Below are 17,250 nucleotides of genomic sequence, written 5' to 3' on the forward strand. Positions count from 1 at the left end.
ACACAGAGTATTAATAGGGCTCACAAATACCATGAATAACATAAAACAATCAAAATATGTGGCTGGAGAGAAGCTGCGTAATGCTGACAAGTTGGCTTTTATTCCGGTAAAGATAATTGCTAGTGAAAAAGAAACAACATTAAAAAAACCCAGTTGGTTAAAAATAAAACTGCCAAGTAATACCGCTAAAGTAGATCAAATTAAACAAGCTATGCGTAAGCATAATCTCAGCTCAGTTTGCGAAGAAGCATCATGCCCTAATTTGCACGAATGTTTTAATCACGGAACCGCAACATTTATGATTTTAGGAGCTATTTGCACACGTCGCTGTCCATTTTGCGATGTAGCACATGGTAGACCTTTACCAGTCAGTGCTGAGGAACCGCAAAAATTAGCAGCCACAATAAGGGATATGAAATTAAAGTATGTGGTCATTACTTCAGTTGACAGGGATGATCTCCGTGATGGCGGTGCTCAACACTTTGTAGACTGCATTAATGCGATACGTAGAGAGGTACCATCAATAAAAATTGAGATTTTGGTTCCTGATTTCAAAGGTAGGATGGATAAAGCACTTGAAATTTTAAGTACGGCACCACCAGATGTATTTAATCATAACCTTGAGACCGCACCACATATGTACCGAGAAGTTCGCCCCGGGGCTAATTACAAAAATTCATTGGAGTTGTTACGTCGTTTTAAAGCCATGCATCCGCATGTAGCTACAAAGTCAGGGCTTATGCTTGGACTTGGCGAGACTATTCAAGAAATTACTGACGTATTACAAGACTTACGTAAGCATGATGTAGAGATGCTTACATTAGGGCAATACTTGCAACCCAGTAAGCATCATCTGGCAGTGAAACGTTATGTTCCACCAGCCGAATTTGAACAACTGGGTGTTACCGCAAAAGAACTAGGTTTTACCCATGCTGCATCAGGCCCATTGGTTCGTTCAAGCTACCATGCAGACTTACAAGCCGCAGGTAAAGAAATAAAATAATCTGATTACAGGAAAAATTATGCAAAGAAAATTCAACCCCGAAAAAGTCATTGATGTTCTTCACTGGAACGATACACTTTTTTCTTTTAAAACGACACGTAGTCAAAGTCTTCGCTTTAGAAATGGGGAATATATCATCATTGGCTTAGAGCAAGAGGAAAAGAGACCTATCTTGCGAGCCTATAGTATCGTTAGTGCAAACCATGAAGATTATTTAGAGTTTTTTAGTATTAAAGTGGAAGGCGGTGCTTTCACATCTAAGTTGCAGCACTTATCGATTGGCGATGAGGTGATTATTGGTAGTAAACCAACTGGAACATTGGTTATCGACGATTTACGTGATGGTAGAAATTTACTATTGATCGGCACTGGAACAGGATTGGCTCCTTTTTTAAGTATTATCAAAGACCCTGAAACTTATGAGCGCTTCGAAAAAGTTATTTTATTTCATGGAGTGAGGTTTATCGACGAATTGTCGTACAACAAAATCATAACAGAAGATCTTCCTAAGCATGAGTATCTGGGTGAGATGATCACCGAACAGCTAATTTACTATCCGAGTGTTACCCGCCAGCCATATAAAAATCAGGGTCGCATTACTGATTTGATGACTACAGGAAAGTTATATCATGATGTTGGCATACCTGAACTTGATCCAGAGTTTGACCGTGTAATGTTATGTGGTAGCCCATCCATGTTAAAAGAAACATGCGCAATTATTGATGAATTAGGCTTCAAGGAAAGTCCTAAAAAAGGTGTACAAGGAGACTATGTTGTTGAGAGAGCTTTTGTAGAAAAATAGAAATACGCCATGGATGGTATTTTACAAAACCTGTTAATGCACTTATCTTTTTAATTGATTTTTGAGTGGTACATTACTGTCGAGTCAAAACGAATATGCCTTGAGGGACAGAATATTTTTACAACTACTTTCGTACACTTATCAGGCATAATAAATATCAACCCAGCATTGTTAAACTGAGGCGGTAAAGGTAAAATAAAGACTGAAAAACCAAAGGCAATCTTTAGTTGAGTTTCATGTACCAGGATTATTTTACATTTTATGGACCATTTTGAACTTTTAGGTGTTACCAGAACCTCGACTACGACTGAGATCAAAAAAGCGTATCGAAAACTGGCCAATCAATATCATCCCGATAGAAATGACGCGGCAGAGGCAAAGGAAAAGTTTCAATTTATTCAAAAAGCATACGATATAGTTTCTGATCCCAAAAAGCGCTCTGCATATATTAAGAGTAATTATACTATTATCACTGATCCAAGAGAAGTAGCCGATTCTTTTTGGCACAATGCTTTGCTGTAGGAACCAATTAAATGCAATCACAAATACTAATACCTTCTTATTTATCTGATGATTTTTCAATGTATTTAGAGAACATGGAGTCACTAAGTGATCCTGAAAACCCCGATTTATTGGCTAATTATCTAAATGTTTTAACAGCTCAATTATCCTTGAATAGTTCAACTTTCAATGGCTTAGTTGACCAGTTGGCAATGGCCATTACTCGCAGTGTAAGAATTGATTCAAAAAATCTAGCCATGCTGGATGTTTCTCAGCAACCCGCATGGGCTGACATCAAACCTTTTGTTGCTGTTCACGCTGACGCCAGAGCAACAATTACACAGTTAATGGAACACTCGGAGCATGAGTTAAAAACGGCAGTGTTAATCATTCATTTTTATAATACTTATGATGCAACCCCTTTGCCGCCTTTACCTGAGGAAGTTGAGTCTAACGACGACTCAACAGGTCCCTATGAAACTTACGGCTACGATGAATAACATTCAACTATTTTTAAGGAATATCCATTGACCAGTAAAGCACTAATTCTTGCCACCGACATTACGGAACAAGCCCAACATAGCGGCAGACGTGCGGGTAACTCACTAGAAAAAATTGCATCAGAACAAGGTGATAGCGCTATGTTAGCGGTGTTTTCTGAAATGGATATCTTAACAGTAGCTAAAATTGTGCGAGAGCATGATGCCACTATACCTTCGATTGCTACCTGGTTGATGGATGCAGATTCCATTAAAAAATTATTAAACGTCGAACCTTCATATTGGCAAAATATGGATGAAGAATCGATATTTTGCGCACAAACTGAGGCTCATAGTTTACTTGCACAAATATTTCTTTCTTATGAAGATGATGAAAAACAACGAGAGATACTCAAGGCTATCGTTCAAGATGATTTTGGATTGTTATATTTATCATTTCCTTTTATAGGTCATGATTTTTCTGAACTCGAATACGAAGAAGAGCAAGTATCTGGCAGTATTGAAGAATTACTTCTCAAAATAAAAAGCCTTGATGAAGAAGCATATAATGAAGTCATGACCATCAGCACAAATGGTACCTTGGACAATATGGAAACAGCTTTGAAAAACAATGCTAATAAGCAAAGAGTAACGGCAGTTGAAATGGATACAGACGATATGTTTGCCCCACTTTAGGATGACAAGGATAGCATCATGAAAATAGCAGAGTTGAGGAACAAACCTTTTGTACTTTTAGTATTAAAAGATGGCCTAGCTGACGGATATTTTTCTGAGCAGTTTGTGCATAAAACTAAACAACAGTTGTCTGATATGTCACTGCGGATTGCTTCTGACAATTTATCTGTTGTTTATGCAGACCACATTAAGAAAGCTTGTGAAATAGTTCTAGGGATTATTAACCTAGGGCTGTTAAGCCATTGCGATAACAGCACCGAAAAAGCCAAAGAAATCATCAAAACTCAAGGTATTGTTTACTGTTTTAGGGCGGGCTGGGCTAAGTATTCTGGATTAAAAGAAATATCTGCTGACTATTTTAAACAAATTAAACTTTCTACCTATGCATTAGCAGCCAACAGCACCTCAGACATAACAGTAGTTCACGCTAAATTAATTGAAAAAGGCCAAAACAGAAAAAAGCTATTTGATGTGTACAAAAAAATATCAGCACAATATGCGGCCAATATCGTGATCCCTGAAACAGATGAGGACTATCTAACGTTTGAGCTACAAAAACTGCTCAATTCAGCCATTGCTCTTTTACTAATAGACTCCGAACAGAAAATTTTTAATAGTGAGCGATATGCTCAGCTGATCACCTATTTGAGTACCACAGACCTAAAGTCTGTGCTCGAAAAGTTTTCGAAATGTGTTTTAGTTTTTACTGAAAATCAACACGTTTCCATCAGAAACTTTCTCTTAGATATATCTTTGTTACATTTTAGTGAGTTTAAAACAATTATCAAAGCACAAAAAAATCTGCCTATGTATATCCCAGAGATTTTAGAACTTTCAGTTAATGTCACTAATGAATTAAATGATGATTTTGAAGGAGGCTACGATTTTGGCCTTAGCGACCAAGACGATATTGCTTATTTAAAACCCGACTAACTCTATCTCAACATTACTAAGCGCTAGACATTCAAATTATCATTTATATGAGAAATACCCGGGCAACTATTTTGGGTGGTCCCAGAAAACCTATTTCATTTATCTTAAATCGGGTTGAAATTGCCAAAGAATACAGATTCGTTGGTAATAGAGTAAATATAATTTTTTGTACCTATTTTATCGAGTGGTGTCATTTTGAACATCGGAACTGATAATTCATTTTGACCCTTACTTCAGCGTTTCTCACTTTTGCAGACAAATAGACAGTCAGCTCACATCTTGAACTTGTGATTAGTTTTAATCCATATCAGCCATACATATCTGATACTAGGGCTTCAGCAAATGTTCTTTATCGTCTGTTGTAGATTGTGTAGCTTAGACTAGCCGAGTTGTATCAGCCGTGTTAATGACGTCACAACTATTAATCCGAAAGTGGCTCTGTACTTAATAGTATTCATAGTGGGAATTTAACCCGCGCATAAAATACTGCCCTTTATGAATATTTTTATGAATATTTTTTGATGAAATCACAACCAATCTGGATGTGTATCAAAACTAACACTATTGATATTTTTCACTAGGTTACCCCAATGGTACTGAGGGGCAGCTCGCTATTAAAAAAAATACTTCATGGCTTGAATTTTTTCGTTATAGAAATTTACATCGTCATCATAAGGCTCACTTTCAAGTGATTTTGTAACTATCTCGACCTGTCTGAGCCATAACCAAGCGATAATGATATGACTAAACATATTGAGATGACTGACAGAGATAAGAGATAAGAGATAAGAGATAAAAAATACCAAATCAAGGTTTTGTGTCTTAGAGACACCCGTCACAATGGTTGTGACTTCTTTTAGATTATCGAGCGCATTGCGAAACTTAACTGCATATTTTTGTAAACTTTGTGTCGATGTCACAGTTAGGGCAGTGAGAAACGTTTCGTTTAAAAACGTTTGATAGCCTTTAAAATTGTTCATCGGTACTTTTCGGCAAAGTAAATCTAACGACTGAATACCTGCTGTACACCCATGAATCAGATTAAGACGATTGTCGCGCGAGAACACCTTTAATGGGTGTTCGTTAACATAACCATGGCCCTATTATAGAATAGCTAAGTCATTCAATTAAGGCCCCTATTGTGATGACCAGTTTTTGATGATGGGAGTTAAAAAGTTAAGTATGGTTGATGCATATTTTCGTTCGCTTTCGGTGAATACAGTTTTTTTATCATCAACCAATTGATGTCCTTATAAACACAATGCATATGCAACTTCAGAATATGTCTTTTGAGTTAACAACACTCGCCTGACATCAGAATGTTCGATGATATTGACTGGTGGCGCTAAACAATTTTTTGAGGACTATATCCGCCCCTAAAGGCGTTTTTTGGCATAATCGAGTGAGTATTGAAACCCCATCAATGCTATCAAAACAGTCCCCGTTCCCACCAAAATATGGGCCTCGTTCATTGTATGAAGCACGTAATTCACTCCTTTATTTTCCTCGCCCACTAAGTAAGCTTTAGCGCCATTTTGTTTGCCAAAACTTAATACAGTTGATGCTGCCCTCGCCCACCTATTTTATGAAACAAACCAGCCAAAGCGTCTTCATTAGACTGTCCAACTTTTCCATCACCATTGACTGGAACTTAGGCACAATAAACAACGAAATACCTTTCACACCTTTGCAAGCATCTTTCACTCTGGCCAGTACTAAATGAATAATATTTTCATAAAAGTCGTGATCCCTCCTTTCTTAATTTATTCAGGTGTGCCGTAGGTTTCAATCAAATTAGTGTTAGCGTGTGTTAGTGAAAGATAACCAATACTCATACTTTCTTTAGCTGTTGCTAAGTACATAAAAGCACCACTGGCTGCAACTTGAGGTAACTGCATGCCATCCGTTGCGTAATCGATGGTTGGTGCTGTAAGCCCCGCCTCAATAATCGCATCAAGTCCTTCTTTAATCTCGAGAATAATATGGACTTTTTTGCCATCGAATGTTGGCTGATTACATTCACCTTTTAGGCAAATAGGCAAATAGGCAAATAGTATTTTTAGACTATAGGCTATGCAATATCGATGGCTGCATCAAAAGATTCACGATTATGGTCCTGATAACGTTCGCAGATAGTTAAAGAATCAATATCAAACACTTTATATAAAAAGCATCCGATATAAAAATCACTCGATTCTCGACGACTCACAATCAGTTGTTGTATTTATAGATCCTCTAAAGTTTGAAGCAGTGGAAGTTTGGAAAAGTAACGATTTGAACAAATTAAAATTTATTAAAAAGTCGAGTCTTTATTTATTCAATAACTCTTTGCATTTATCAATTATGCCTTTCTAAAAACCAAGAATATTTTATCCTAGCTGGACGAAAATCATCTCAAAATACGGTCAAGTAATTTTGCTTCGCCTCCGACTAAAATACGTCGCTGTTTTTTCTCAATACCGGCCAAAATAATATCAGTTGCTTGTTATACTTTGGTCTTTACTTGTTTGTTAAAATTAACAATATTTTGGCTTTTGAGAATATCGTGAGACGATACCAAGGCATTGTAAGTAAAATTCGTTTTAATTCCCCTAAGATGCACAGCTAGATCACTGCCAGCCCTCTCCATTTTTAATGCCTTAATATATTATTTTACCGCATATTTAGATACGTTATAGGCGTTTTGTAAAGGCAAAGAGAATAAATCAAATAAACTATAAATATTAACAATGTGCGTCCTAGGCGAGGTTTTTAAATAAAGTAAAAATTATGAGTACCATGCACGACTCCCCAAAAGTTAATATTCATTAACCAATGAAAATCCTGAATAATTTGATTTTCTACTGAATCAATTAAGCTAACGCCTGTATCGTTAAACGACATATCGATACGATTAAATTTATCATTAGTTGGTTGTGCAGATGCTATAAAAGCGAAAGTGTATAATACGTCAAGACTGGCAACAAAACATTCAACACCAATAGCCCTTATTTCCCACTGAAACTTTTCTAAACCATCAACGTCCTTATCAGCTAATTTAATGGCTGAAGCTTTGCCAATCCCTGAAGCCGCCACAGTAATGACGTATACCTGCCCCTTATATTGGTCATGTTTTAGTACCTAAATTCATGTTTATGTGGGCAACAATGTCGTCAACTATGTTCGGTATCAATTCAACAGGAAAATCATGACCCATACCTGGATAAATTTTTAGTTTGGCGTTAGGTATTGCATCTGCAGTGGCTTTTCCGCCCGCAACATTGACCAGTCCATCACAATCGCCATGGATCACTAAACTAGGAGTCGTTAATTTTGCTAATGAATTTTGCCTATTCTTTGCTGCCATTATGGCCAACATTTGACGCAATGTGCCTTTTGATGTGATCCCACGCTGTAACATACCTTCAACATATTCATGTAAATAAATATCTGAAGAAGGATAATCTGGGCTACCAATAACCTGCCATTTTTTGACGTGGTAATCCATTAGGTCTTTGTGCTCTTTTGAAGCGGGTTTATGTGCTAAAGCTTCGCGAATATTTTTTGCTATTGGAGGAAGCTTCTTATATCCCGTTGTAGACATTATGGAGGTTAATGTTTTCACTTTTTGTGGATAATGAATTGCCATCAATTGCGCTATCATTCCGCCCATTGATGCTCCAACTACATGAACTTCAGATAGCTTGAGTGCATCTAATAGAGCAACCGCATCTTGCATCATATCTTCGAGCTGATAAGGTGCTTTAATCGAGAGTCCTAACTTGAATTGAAGCACTACCCAACCTAACTTGGGGATAGATAAGTGGTCAAGTTGTGAAGAGCGACCGACATCACGATTATCTAATAGTAAAACCTGATAACCCTCTGCAACAAATAACTCAACCATGGCGCTAGGCCATCCATTCAAAGGAGTACTTAAACCGTGGATAAGCAACAACGTTGGGTGTGAGGCATCTCCATGGAGTTGATAGGCAATATCAACTCCATTTACATTAATATTGTTATCAAACTCCGAATTGTCATTCATTTAAACAATACCTTGATGTGCTTGACGATAGATGTGTTTAACGTCATCTAAGGTCACAGATTTTGGATTATTTACCAGTAGACGGGTTTGCATCATGGCGTCGTTTGATAGCGTATTAATATCACTTTCGCTTATACCCATTTCAGCTAAACTCACTGGCAACTTAAGTTGTTTTATCAAACCTGCTATAAAATCAATTAGCGTCTGCGCAATTTGTTTATTACTGACATCAAGGTCGATTGTCTCACTGATACTTGGTGCAAGTTCAGCATATAGGTCAGCACAGTGACTAAGGTTGAAGTTCATCACCTGAATTAATACTAAGGCATTACTCAAACCATGTGGGATATGAAAATGTCCTCCCAGTGGATAAGCCAAAGCATGAACGGCTGCGACAGGAGCGTTTGCAAAAGCTTGGCCTGCTAAACATGCCCCTAACAACATGGCTTGACGTGCTTCAACGTTGCTCCCATTGAACGTTGCCTCAAGGATATTACTTGATAACAACGTCAGCGCTTGTTTAGCCAACAGATCAGAGTATGGATTTTTTTTAATGGCACTGGTATAGGCTTCAATGGCATGTACCATTGCATCAATTCCAGTTGCTGCCGTTACATGAGAAGGTAGTCCCAAGGTTAAACTGGCATCTAATAAGGCAATGTCTGGTAACAATGTAGCTGAAACGACACCTGCTTTAGTGGTATCACCGGTAGTCACAATAGCAATCGGTGTCACTTCAGAGCCAGTTCCGGCTGTTGTGGGTATCAATATAAGCGGAAAACGTTGACCTCTAATTGCATCAACACCATAAATATTACTTAATTTTTCATCTGACTTGGCCAACAATGCCACTAGTTTTGCTGTATCCAATGAGCTACCACCGCCAAATCCAATAATACCATCAGCTTGAATCTTTTTTGCGTAGGCTACGGCAGACAAAACGATATGTTCAGGTGGATCGGCCACGACTTGATCAAAGCAAAAGTATTCTTTGCCTGCTTTTTTAAAGGCTGCATCCAAAGGTTGGATTAAACCAATGTCAACAATGCCTTGATCGGTGATGATCAATGGCTTTGAAATATCAAGAGTCGAGCAGATGTCGGCAATACGTTTAATCGCGCCTATTTCGCTAATAATTGATTTGGTGGTCGAAAAAATAAATGGTTTCATTGGGATCTACCTATTTACAAAAAGTTTATCGTCTAAATTGACTGTAGGTAGTGTATCTTTTTTTGACTAATAATCTTGAGTATGTTTTCAATCTGTTTTGTTGCCACGTTTCGGCATCAAATATAACGACCGCATCATATAACCGGGGTTAAATTCCTCGATATCGATCCAAGGTAGCAACTCCATATCAGCATTATCATCTCGTAGTGTCATCATGAGATGTTTAACCTACTGTTGATCTATATGTGTTTACAATTGACATATAAAGTCGCCTATTAAATCAACTTGTAAGGTCCAACTTGCACGAAAATACCCCATTACCCAAACCATATTAGGCACATAGGTAAACATCATACCTCGATAGCCCACTTTTCAGAAAAATCGACAGTTTTGATGTCGACTCAAAGTTTTATCCCATCCAATACCGGGAGATTAAACCCTGTTGCTTCATCCATGTGTTTGACTGGTCACGTAACTTGATTAAGATTAACCGAATCTCATTGTGCGCCTAACAAGGTTGTAGAATTTGTATTTTGGTGAAAACAACTATTTTCTAGGCCCCCTGTATAGCTCTATTAAGGTAGAACTAGGCTCAAACAATGTATTTACTCCCCTTTATTTCGACATAAAATATAAAAACCGAGAAATTCTAAAAGCCTCAACGCCCCATTCAATGGTAAATAATGGTTAGCTAAAATAGTCAACGATGGAGCAAAAGCCAACTGTATTTTGTCCTTGTTAAACAACTTAAAACATTAATTTACAATATGACTACGAGTAAAATATAAGAAACTGCATCACCCCAAAGGTATGGAGAAATTAGTACACTTTTTTTAATTCTTATTTGGTTAAAGTTCGGCTGTCGTTATCATCAAGAACTAAAGCTATTGACACAACAATAGAGACTAAAAGATTTAGACCAACCCCAGGTCTCGCGATATCACTAACTGTGACAGTAGGTAACTTCTTGATAGAATTTTTTAAGTGAGCTTCCATACTTGCCATTACTGCTAAAGTGTATCATCCAGAGGTCTCGATAAACCCGAAAGCAAATTCAGTTCCCATGTTTATCCTAAGGTAATTTAATTAAAGACGTGTTGATACAAAGCGAGAACAGAAAAAAAAGGAAAAAAAAGAAAAGAGTATCGCGTCATTGATTGGTAAATTCGTTAAAAAACTAATACTAATCGCATTCAAAAAATTAGGTTTGTAATGGCTGCTATGTCGGAAAGCCTTCATTAGCATAATAACCCTTTATTCAGTTCCGGTCTTTAATGCCTAGTTTCAAACTTTAATAAACTCGGACACCACAAAACCTTCGCAGAATGCTGTCATGAGACAAACCTTAAACGTATTAATCGTTTTAGATTAATCACTGTTTTATTACCAGAGGCAATGTCCAATTGCCATTAATGGCTTCTGTTTTAGGTGAGTACAGCCTAAGTGTCAGTACAAATTTACCCTTTGGTGTGGGCAGCCAATTATTGTTCGATGATGTGGGTTGGGTAGATTGCAATATAATATCTAGCGTACCATCGTTGTTATAGATTAATGCATCGCGGTTACCAAGTGCATAACGCTCAAAGGTATTTTCAACTAAGTAACCTTCTTGATCATAAAGGGTAATTGACCAGAAAGCATTGACTGGTGGTATTTGTCCTGATTCAAAGTGAATGTGATAACGATTTTCGCCAATAAGTGTCTCACCCCCAGAATCTATTGACGAATTGGTATAAAGGGCATCTTTTGCTGGCAAGGCGCCTAAACCAATAATAGCGACTCCTGTTCTAAGTTCGTAATGGGTACCATACGTGCCGATATCTTCACGAAAAATAGCCCAACCATTTTTTAATTGAGGTTTTTGTTTGAGTTGTTGTTTGATTTTTTGGCGTGTGATGTTCAGTGCTATATTGGCAATACGCTGGCCTAACCAACCTTGTGCCGCCGGTGAATAGTCGCCCGGTGTTACGCCGATTTTAGCGAGTGTATCAATAATATCATTGTCGCCAGGAAGAAACGGTTGCTGTTGAAGTAATCGTGCAAGAGTCGAGAAAAATTCATTCGCGTTCATTTTTTCGATGCTGAAGTGGGGGGTGCTACTATTATCATCGTTACTCGAGCTGCCAATATACGATTGGCTACTTTCACCACGATACCATTGACTTAGTGAAGCAAGGGAAAATTGCTGTTGTAGTTTTGCCACCTCAGCAATATCGTCTGGACCTTTAGTTTGTATTCGCTGGATCATCCATACTGTATTGGTGGGAGAATGAATGGCCTTTATTGTTGATGGTAGCTCGCCCGACCAATTTGGCCCAACAATGACATAATCGCCAGCTTGATTACCCGTTTTACGCGTGCCTACGCTGTCAAAAACATTGGTCCAAGCATCCATAAAGGGAGAAATATAATAACGCTCACCCATATCTGGGACTGAGAGCACATGGGGCTCTGCTGACAAATTTAACCAAGCAATGCTATAAAGTGTATCGACGTTAGGACGCACTACGGTTCTGAAGGTATGATCAGGAAACCGAATGTTGTGTGTGATTTGGTTTTCTGATGCTGGCCCTGACAGCATCATTTGTTGGGTTTGCTGCATAAGTAATAAAGGATAGCCATAAATATAAGCTGAAGAGAAAGTCATCACCTTTGTCACAACAGTGAACGCTAATAAGCCGCAAAGGCTAATACTTACTAAACAAAAAAGTTTTAATTTCATGGTCATTCAAATTTCCCTCAATTTTTATGCGATTTATATTTTTAAAAAACGACTGTAATTAACAGGTAACAATCGTCTGATTATATCCATCAGCGTCGCTCCTTTACCCACAAGAATACGCTGTTTATTTTTAGTTACACCTTTGAGAATTTCAGCGGCGGCTTGTTCGGCGCTGGTCCAAAACAATTTTTCGATTGTTGTTTGAAGATCTTTAGCACTTCGGTTGTTATCGAGATCTGCCACTATACGGGCGCTCTTGGCAATATCGGTTTTAATGCCCGCCGGAAACGCACAACTTACATTGATGTGTGTTTTCCTTAATTCCTGAGCCAATGCATCGGTAAAGCCATTTACTGCAAATTTAGAAGCGCTGTAGATGCCATTATAAGGAGTAGTAAACAGTCCAAAAACAGAACTAACATTAACGATATGGGCCATCTTTTGTTGTTTTAGCAGGGGTATAAAGGCGGTACAACCGTGAACCACACCCCAATAATTGATATTCATCAGCCAATGCATATCGTCATAACTGACAGCATCAATACGAGCTCCGAGCGCTACACCTGCGTTATTAAACAGATAATTAGCAGCACCATGCTCTGTGGCTATAGTCGCAGCAAAACTATCCATCTGCGCTTGGTCGGCCACATCAACAATATGGATGCTTATTTTAACTGCACTTTTTTCATCTGCATCATCACTTAAAAGTTGTTGTGTTTTATCTAGGCCTGCTTGACTAATATCTGCTAATGCAAGATGACAGCCTTTCGCAGAAAGTTGTATCGCTAGTTGTTGACCTATACCCGAACCGGCACCCGTAATAACGGCTACTTTATCTTTGAATATGGGGTCTTTGAAACCAGTGGTATTAGATTTTCTGCGCATAACATTTATCTCACCTAGGATTAGAATCACATCAATTTAAATCAATTGCTTTATAAAGTAAAGCACGTGTGTTAATGTTGTGTTGTTTATCAGCTTAAAATTTATAAACATAGATATTAGGAATGCTTATGCAGATATTGGGTGGTAAAGAAGATATTCGGGAAAAACTGATTTTGTCGGCGATTTCCCTCTATGCACAAAAAGGTATTGATGGCGTTTCTTTACGAGAAATAGGTGTGTCATCAGGCGCAAAAAATTCTGGAGTGATGCAATATCACTTTGGCTCAAAACTAGGTTTGTTGGGCGCCATTATGGAAAAAATAGTTCAGCATCTGTCACTCCTTAAAGCACAAAACCCACCGCAAGAAGCTGAGGATATAGATAGTCTAGTCAAACAAACAGTGAAAAATATAGCTACCATTGTCAGCGTTTATGATTGGGGTGAGGATGCGGTTAAAGTGATGTCGCGCATGTTAATGGAAACCAGTACCGATATTAGGAATATTATTAATCGCTATTTTTCAGAACATTCTGTGCAGCTTTACCAGCGGATCAGTACATTTTACCCTGACGTTGAACCTAATAAAATTAAACTGCGAGTGCTGCTTGCTCTCGACTGTATTATCCACGGTATGTCGGAGTCAAAATCATTATCTAATTCCCCAGTGGGAAAGATTTCTTTTTATAACAAACAGGAGTTGGTTGATCAGCTGAGTGACTTTATTGTTGGCGGCATCACCTATAAATTATGAGCGAAACTAACCAATACATTGATGTACTTATCATGGGCGCTGGACTCTCCGGCATAGGCTCAGCCTACCATTTACAAAAACACTGCTCAGATAAAACCTACATTGTACTCGAGGCGCGAAATGCCATTGGCGGCACTTGGGACTTATTTCGTTATCCGGGTATTCGCTCCGATTCAGATATGTTTACTTTTGGCTACAAATTCAAACCATGGAAAAAATCTAAGACAATCGCTAATGGTGATGAAATAAAACACTATATCGAAGAAGCTGCCAGCGAAAACAGAATAGACCAACATATCCGTTTTGATCACAAAATTATCTCTGCAGATTGGTCAGATAAGACTGCGTTATGGACGGTGACAGCACAATCTTCGAAGAAAACAGAGTTACAAGTATTTAACTGCAAGTTCTTTTTTTCTTGTGGTGGTTATTACAATCATGACAAAGGACATACACCAAAATTCGAAGGTGTTGAGCAATATCAAGGTAAACTTATTCATCCGCAGCAGTGGCCGCAAGACTTGGATTTTAGTAATAAACGCATAGTTGTCATTGGCAGTGGTGCCACTGCGATAACGCTAATACCCAGCTTGGCAAAAACTGCAGCCAAGGTCACCATGTTACAGCGCTCACCAAGCTATATTTACACAATGCCGTTGCAGGACAAAGTAGCTAAGCGGTTATATCGTTGGCTGCCTATAAGCATGGCTTATTCACTGGTGCGCGCTAAGAATATTGCTTTTAATATTTTTAGTTTTTCCTTGGCAAAAAGAAGACCGGATCTGGTTAAGCGAAGATTATTTAAAGATCTTCGACAAAGCTTAGGGGATGATTACGATATTGATACACATTTTAAACCCACTTATGAACCTTGGGACCAGCGGCTTTGTGTGGCACCTGATGGTGATCTTTTAGATACTATTCGTTCAGGCAAAGCAAAAGTGGTCACAGATCATATCGATCACTTTACTGAAACCGGTATTACTTTAAAAAGTGGAAATACCTTAGATGCTGATATTGTGGTGACAGCTACCGGCCTCGAGCTTGTTTTGTTTAAGGGATTACAACTTACTATAAACGGTAAACCGATTGATATCAGCGACAGCTATAGCTATAAAGGCATGATGCTTAGTGGTGTACCGAATTTTGCTTTCTCCGTAGGTTATACCAATGCATCGTGGACCTTAAAGTCTGACTTAGTAGGAGAGTATGTGTGCAGGGTTTTGAATTATATGGATCGCAACAATAAACAAGTTTGTGTGCCAATTAAACCAGATGAATGCGGGGATGAGATGCCAATTATTGATTTTAAATCCAGTTATGTGTTGCGGGCCCTAAGTCAGCTTCCTAAGCAAGGTAGTAAAAAGCCTTGGCGTCTTTACCAAAATTATTTATTGGATCGCACAGCTTTAGGCTTTGGCTCAGTAAAAGATCAACATATAAAATTTCGTTGATAAAACTGGAAATAATAGCCAACACATGCAGGTGGCAAAATCTATAGATGTTAGTGAGTATGAATCTGTCATTTTAACTTGGACTGAGCACTAGATTCGATTTTCCCTTAGTCGGGTTTTGCTAATTGCCCTAATTTCATTTGTTGTTGCACCCATTGTTCAAACTGTGCTGATTGATTAATTACAATGGCACCATAACTTAATTTTATTAACAACAATCCTGCTAGCTTTTTGATGGCTTTATGGCTTGAAAGCACAGTTACACCTAGTTGCTCGGCAATATCTTTTTGACGCAGCTTAACTGATCCGTGTTGATCTGCGTGTTGCAGTAACAATTTAGCAAGCCGAATATAGGTGGGTAAACGCTGGATATCGTCTAATTTTTCCAAGGTTATATGTAGTTTAAGACTCATTGAACGGAGTAAAAACTTGCTAAGTTCAGGGTTTTCTTGTGCGCATTGGTCAAACTGATTTTCAGACATTTGAATAAGTTTGCATCTACCTAGTGCCATCGCGTGATGTGTGCGGGGCAAATTATTAAACAACGTAAACTCACCAAATGTGTCGCCTTTTAATAAGGTGACTGAATGCTGATAACTGCCATCTATCCCATAATTTCCTATTTTTACTTGGCCACTGTATATAATGGATAAACCTAGTTTTACTTCACCACGATTATGGATTGTCGCTTGATCCGCATACTCTTTTACTGCAGCGTATTTTGAGCATTGAACTAACAAGTGATCTGTCATTGCCGTATTTGTGCTGTCAGGACTGATCATTTTTTCATTCAAATTATATACTTGTATATTTTTAACTCAGTATGCCGCTGATAAGATGTATTTGTAAACAGGAGAATCGCTTTGAATTATCAAATTGTAATCGTCTTTATTTTTATCGTATTTGCACTATTAGAAGCGCGTCATTTACGCTTTTTTAACAAACAACATGAAGTCAAAGCTGATGTCATGGTGGAATTAGTAAGTACCTTATTATTATTTATTTTTACCACACCATTTGTGTTGTTTTGTGCTGCATGGATAGCAACAATAGCCCTACCAGAATATGCTGATCTCCTCATCGATACCCCTATATTGTTGCAGCTTGCTTTATTAATAGTGTTTGATGATATGTCACAATATTGGTGGCACCGATTAAGTCATAGCTATATACCTTTGTACAAATTACACCGAGCCCACCACAATGCTAAATACATGAGTGTTAGAATTGTTTATCGCAACAACTTTTTTTATTACTTATTTATGCCATCGTTATGGCTGTCTGGCTTTCTAATTTATTTAGGACTAGGTTGGGTTTATGCCTTTTATCTGGTGGCTAAACTAACCATAATAATGGGCGCACATTCTGAGTGGAAGTGGGATAAAGCGCTTTATGAAATCCCCGTTCTATGTCAAATAATGTGGGTGTTAGAACGGACTATCTCGACGCCGTCTACACACAGCGGGCATCATGGTTTACGCAAAGACGACCCAGCGACAAACTATAAGGGTAATTTCGGTAATATGTTTTTCTTTTGGGATATTTTATTTGGTACAGCCAAAATTACAAGACAGTACCCTGAAAGTTATGGCGTTGAGGGAATGCGAAAAGCAGAGTGGGCAGAACAGTTATTTTGGCCACTTGCTATTACACCCAGAGCAAAGAAAGCAAAGAAATCGACAAGTAAACCTGATGATACAGCAAACTAGGTATTTCAATGCATACAGCAATTTTACTCTACCTCAAGAGCTTTAAAACTCCTTGTTAAGCCAATAAGGGTGAAAATGTACATGTATATGCATATGTATATGTATATGCATATGTAT

General features: G+C 38.1%; 18 protein-coding genes. 9 read left to right on the plus strand and 9 right to left on the minus strand.

Going from position 1 to position 17,250, the window contains the following annotated elements; translation table 11 throughout:
* Positions 1 to 31 precede the first annotated feature (31 nt).
* From lipA to QZ562_RS13010, 6 genes are all read left to right on the plus strand, one after another.
* Positions 32 to 1,003, plus strand: coding sequence for a lipoyl synthase (gene lipA, locus QZ562_RS12985; RefSeq protein WP_293760761.1), 972 nt, complete (start codon positions 32 to 34; stop codon positions 1,001 to 1,003).
* 19 nt (positions 1,004 to 1,022) lie between these two features.
* Positions 1,023 to 1,805 (plus strand): ferredoxin--NADP reductase, encoded by a 783-nt coding sequence (locus QZ562_RS12990; RefSeq protein ID WP_293760713.1) that lies wholly within the window; start codon positions 1,023 to 1,025, stop codon positions 1,803 to 1,805.
* A gap of 261 nt (positions 1,806 to 2,066) precedes the next feature.
* Positions 2,067 to 2,327, plus strand: a complete 261-nt coding sequence (locus QZ562_RS12995) for a DnaJ domain-containing protein (protein ID WP_293760716.1) — start codon at positions 2,067 to 2,069, stop codon at positions 2,325 to 2,327.
* An 11-nt stretch (positions 2,328 to 2,338) separates the two neighbouring features.
* The gene (locus QZ562_RS13000; RefSeq protein WP_293760719.1) at positions 2,339 to 2,806 is read left to right on the plus strand and encodes a hypothetical protein; all 468 of its coding nucleotides are present in this window, start codon (positions 2,339 to 2,341) and stop codon (positions 2,804 to 2,806) included.
* 27 nt (positions 2,807 to 2,833) lie between these two features.
* On the plus strand, positions 2,834 to 3,481 hold the full coding sequence (locus QZ562_RS13005) for a hypothetical protein (protein WP_293760722.1): 648 nt from the start codon (positions 2,834 to 2,836) through the stop codon (positions 3,479 to 3,481).
* 18 nt (positions 3,482 to 3,499) lie between these two features.
* On the plus strand, positions 3,500 to 4,414 hold the full coding sequence (locus QZ562_RS13010) for a hypothetical protein (protein WP_293760725.1): 915 nt from the start codon (positions 3,500 to 3,502) through the stop codon (positions 4,412 to 4,414).
* A gap of 614 nt (positions 4,415 to 5,028) precedes the next feature.
* Here QZ562_RS13010 and QZ562_RS13015 read toward each other — a convergent pair.
* The 8 genes from QZ562_RS13015 to QZ562_RS13050 form a co-directional block, all read right to left on the minus strand.
* On the minus strand, positions 5,029 to 5,394 hold the full coding sequence (locus QZ562_RS13015) for an acyl-CoA dehydrogenase C-terminal domain-containing protein (protein ID WP_293760728.1): 366 nt from the start codon (positions 5,392 to 5,394) through the stop codon (positions 5,029 to 5,031).
* Between the two features lie 783 nt (positions 5,395 to 6,177).
* Positions 6,178 to 6,456: a hypothetical protein gene (locus tag QZ562_RS13020; protein ID WP_293760731.1), complete on the minus strand. Its 279-nt coding sequence runs from the start codon at positions 6,454 to 6,456 to the stop codon at positions 6,178 to 6,180.
* Between the two features lie 709 nt (positions 6,457 to 7,165).
* Positions 7,166 to 7,489, minus strand: coding sequence for an SDR family NAD(P)-dependent oxidoreductase (locus tag QZ562_RS13025; protein ID WP_293760733.1), 324 nt, complete (start codon positions 7,487 to 7,489; stop codon positions 7,166 to 7,168).
* 31 nt (positions 7,490 to 7,520) lie between these two features.
* Positions 7,521 to 8,441: an alpha/beta hydrolase gene (locus tag QZ562_RS13030; RefSeq protein WP_293760735.1), complete on the minus strand. Its 921-nt coding sequence runs from the start codon at positions 8,439 to 8,441 to the stop codon at positions 7,521 to 7,523.
* The gene (locus tag QZ562_RS13035; protein ID WP_293760738.1) at positions 8,442 to 9,611 is read right to left on the minus strand and encodes an iron-containing alcohol dehydrogenase; all 1,170 of its coding nucleotides are present in this window, start codon (positions 9,609 to 9,611) and stop codon (positions 8,442 to 8,444) included.
* Between the two features lie 87 nt (positions 9,612 to 9,698).
* A complete protein-coding gene (locus tag QZ562_RS13040; RefSeq protein ID WP_293760741.1) occupies positions 9,699 to 9,827 on the minus strand; it encodes a hypothetical protein in 129 nt (42 codons plus the stop codon).
* A gap of 1,156 nt (positions 9,828 to 10,983) precedes the next feature.
* Positions 10,984 to 12,333, minus strand: a complete 1,350-nt coding sequence (locus QZ562_RS13045; RefSeq protein ID WP_293760744.1) for a DUF1254 domain-containing protein — start codon at positions 12,331 to 12,333, stop codon at positions 10,984 to 10,986.
* A 33-nt stretch (positions 12,334 to 12,366) separates the two neighbouring features.
* A complete protein-coding gene (locus QZ562_RS13050; RefSeq protein ID WP_293760747.1) occupies positions 12,367 to 13,218 on the minus strand; it encodes an SDR family NAD(P)-dependent oxidoreductase in 852 nt (283 codons plus the stop codon).
* A gap of 128 nt (positions 13,219 to 13,346) precedes the next feature.
* On the opposite strand from QZ562_RS13050, the gene QZ562_RS13055 reads away from it, so the two are divergent.
* Together QZ562_RS13055 and QZ562_RS13060 are read left to right on the plus strand one after the other, a co-directional pair.
* Positions 13,347 to 13,970, plus strand: coding sequence for a TetR/AcrR family transcriptional regulator (locus tag QZ562_RS13055; protein WP_293760750.1), 624 nt, complete (start codon positions 13,347 to 13,349; stop codon positions 13,968 to 13,970).
* On the plus strand, positions 13,967 to 15,424 hold the full coding sequence (locus tag QZ562_RS13060; protein ID WP_293760753.1) for an NAD(P)/FAD-dependent oxidoreductase: 1,458 nt from the start codon (positions 13,967 to 13,969) through the stop codon (positions 15,422 to 15,424). Before QZ562_RS13055 ends, QZ562_RS13060 begins: the two co-directional genes overlap by 4 nt.
* A gap of 107 nt (positions 15,425 to 15,531) precedes the next feature.
* Here the strand turns inward: QZ562_RS13060 and QZ562_RS13065 are convergent, their stop codons facing one another.
* Positions 15,532 to 16,218, minus strand: a complete 687-nt coding sequence (locus QZ562_RS13065; protein ID WP_293760756.1) for a Crp/Fnr family transcriptional regulator — start codon at positions 16,216 to 16,218, stop codon at positions 15,532 to 15,534.
* A 69-nt stretch (positions 16,219 to 16,287) separates the two neighbouring features.
* On the opposite strand from QZ562_RS13065, the gene QZ562_RS13070 reads away from it, so the two are divergent.
* The gene (locus QZ562_RS13070; RefSeq protein WP_293760759.1) at positions 16,288 to 17,133 is read left to right on the plus strand and encodes a sterol desaturase family protein; all 846 of its coding nucleotides are present in this window, start codon (positions 16,288 to 16,290) and stop codon (positions 17,131 to 17,133) included.
* Positions 17,134 to 17,250: the final 117 nt, after the last annotated feature.

The organism is uncultured Paraglaciecola sp., from assembly GCF_913058035.1.
GTDB lineage: Bacteria > Pseudomonadota > Gammaproteobacteria > Enterobacterales > Alteromonadaceae > Paraglaciecola.

What these genes read in the sequence shown, in the direction of transcription:
- lipA (WP_293760761.1), top strand. Translation starts at nt 32, where the DNA reads ATGAATAACATAAAACAATCAAAATATGTGGCTGGAGAGAAGCTGCGT.
- QZ562_RS12990 (WP_293760713.1), top strand. Translation starts at nt 1,023, where the DNA reads ATGCAAAGAAAATTCAACCCCGAAAAAGTCATTGATGTTCTTCACTGG.
- QZ562_RS12995 (WP_293760716.1), top strand. Translation starts at nt 2,067, where the DNA reads ATGGACCATTTTGAACTTTTAGGTGTTACCAGAACCTCGACTACGACT.
- QZ562_RS13000 (WP_293760719.1), top strand. Translation starts at nt 2,339, where the DNA reads ATGCAATCACAAATACTAATACCTTCTTATTTATCTGATGATTTTTCA.
- QZ562_RS13010 (WP_293760725.1), top strand. Translation starts at nt 3,500, where the DNA reads ATGAAAATAGCAGAGTTGAGGAACAAACCTTTTGTACTTTTAGTATTA.
- QZ562_RS13015 (WP_293760728.1), bottom strand. Translation starts at nt 5,394, where the DNA reads ATGAACAATTTTAAAGGCTATCAAACGTTTTTAAACGAAACGTTTCTC.
- QZ562_RS13030 (WP_293760735.1), bottom strand. Translation starts at nt 8,441, where the DNA reads ATGAATGACAATTCGGAGTTTGATAACAATATTAATGTAAATGGAGTT.
- QZ562_RS13035 (WP_293760738.1), bottom strand. Translation starts at nt 9,611, where the DNA reads ATGAAACCATTTATTTTTTCGACCACCAAATCAATTATTAGCGAAATA.
- QZ562_RS13040 (WP_293760741.1), bottom strand. Translation starts at nt 9,827, where the DNA reads ATGATGACACTACGAGATGATAATGCTGATATGGAGTTGCTACCTTGG.
- QZ562_RS13045 (WP_293760744.1), bottom strand. Translation starts at nt 12,333, where the DNA reads ATGAAATTAAAACTTTTTTGTTTAGTAAGTATTAGCCTTTGCGGCTTA.
- QZ562_RS13050 (WP_293760747.1), bottom strand. Translation starts at nt 13,218, where the DNA reads ATGCGCAGAAAATCTAATACCACTGGTTTCAAAGACCCCATATTCAAA.
- QZ562_RS13055 (WP_293760750.1), top strand. Translation starts at nt 13,347, where the DNA reads ATGCAGATATTGGGTGGTAAAGAAGATATTCGGGAAAAACTGATTTTG.
- QZ562_RS13060 (WP_293760753.1), top strand. Translation starts at nt 13,967, where the DNA reads ATGAGCGAAACTAACCAATACATTGATGTACTTATCATGGGCGCTGGA.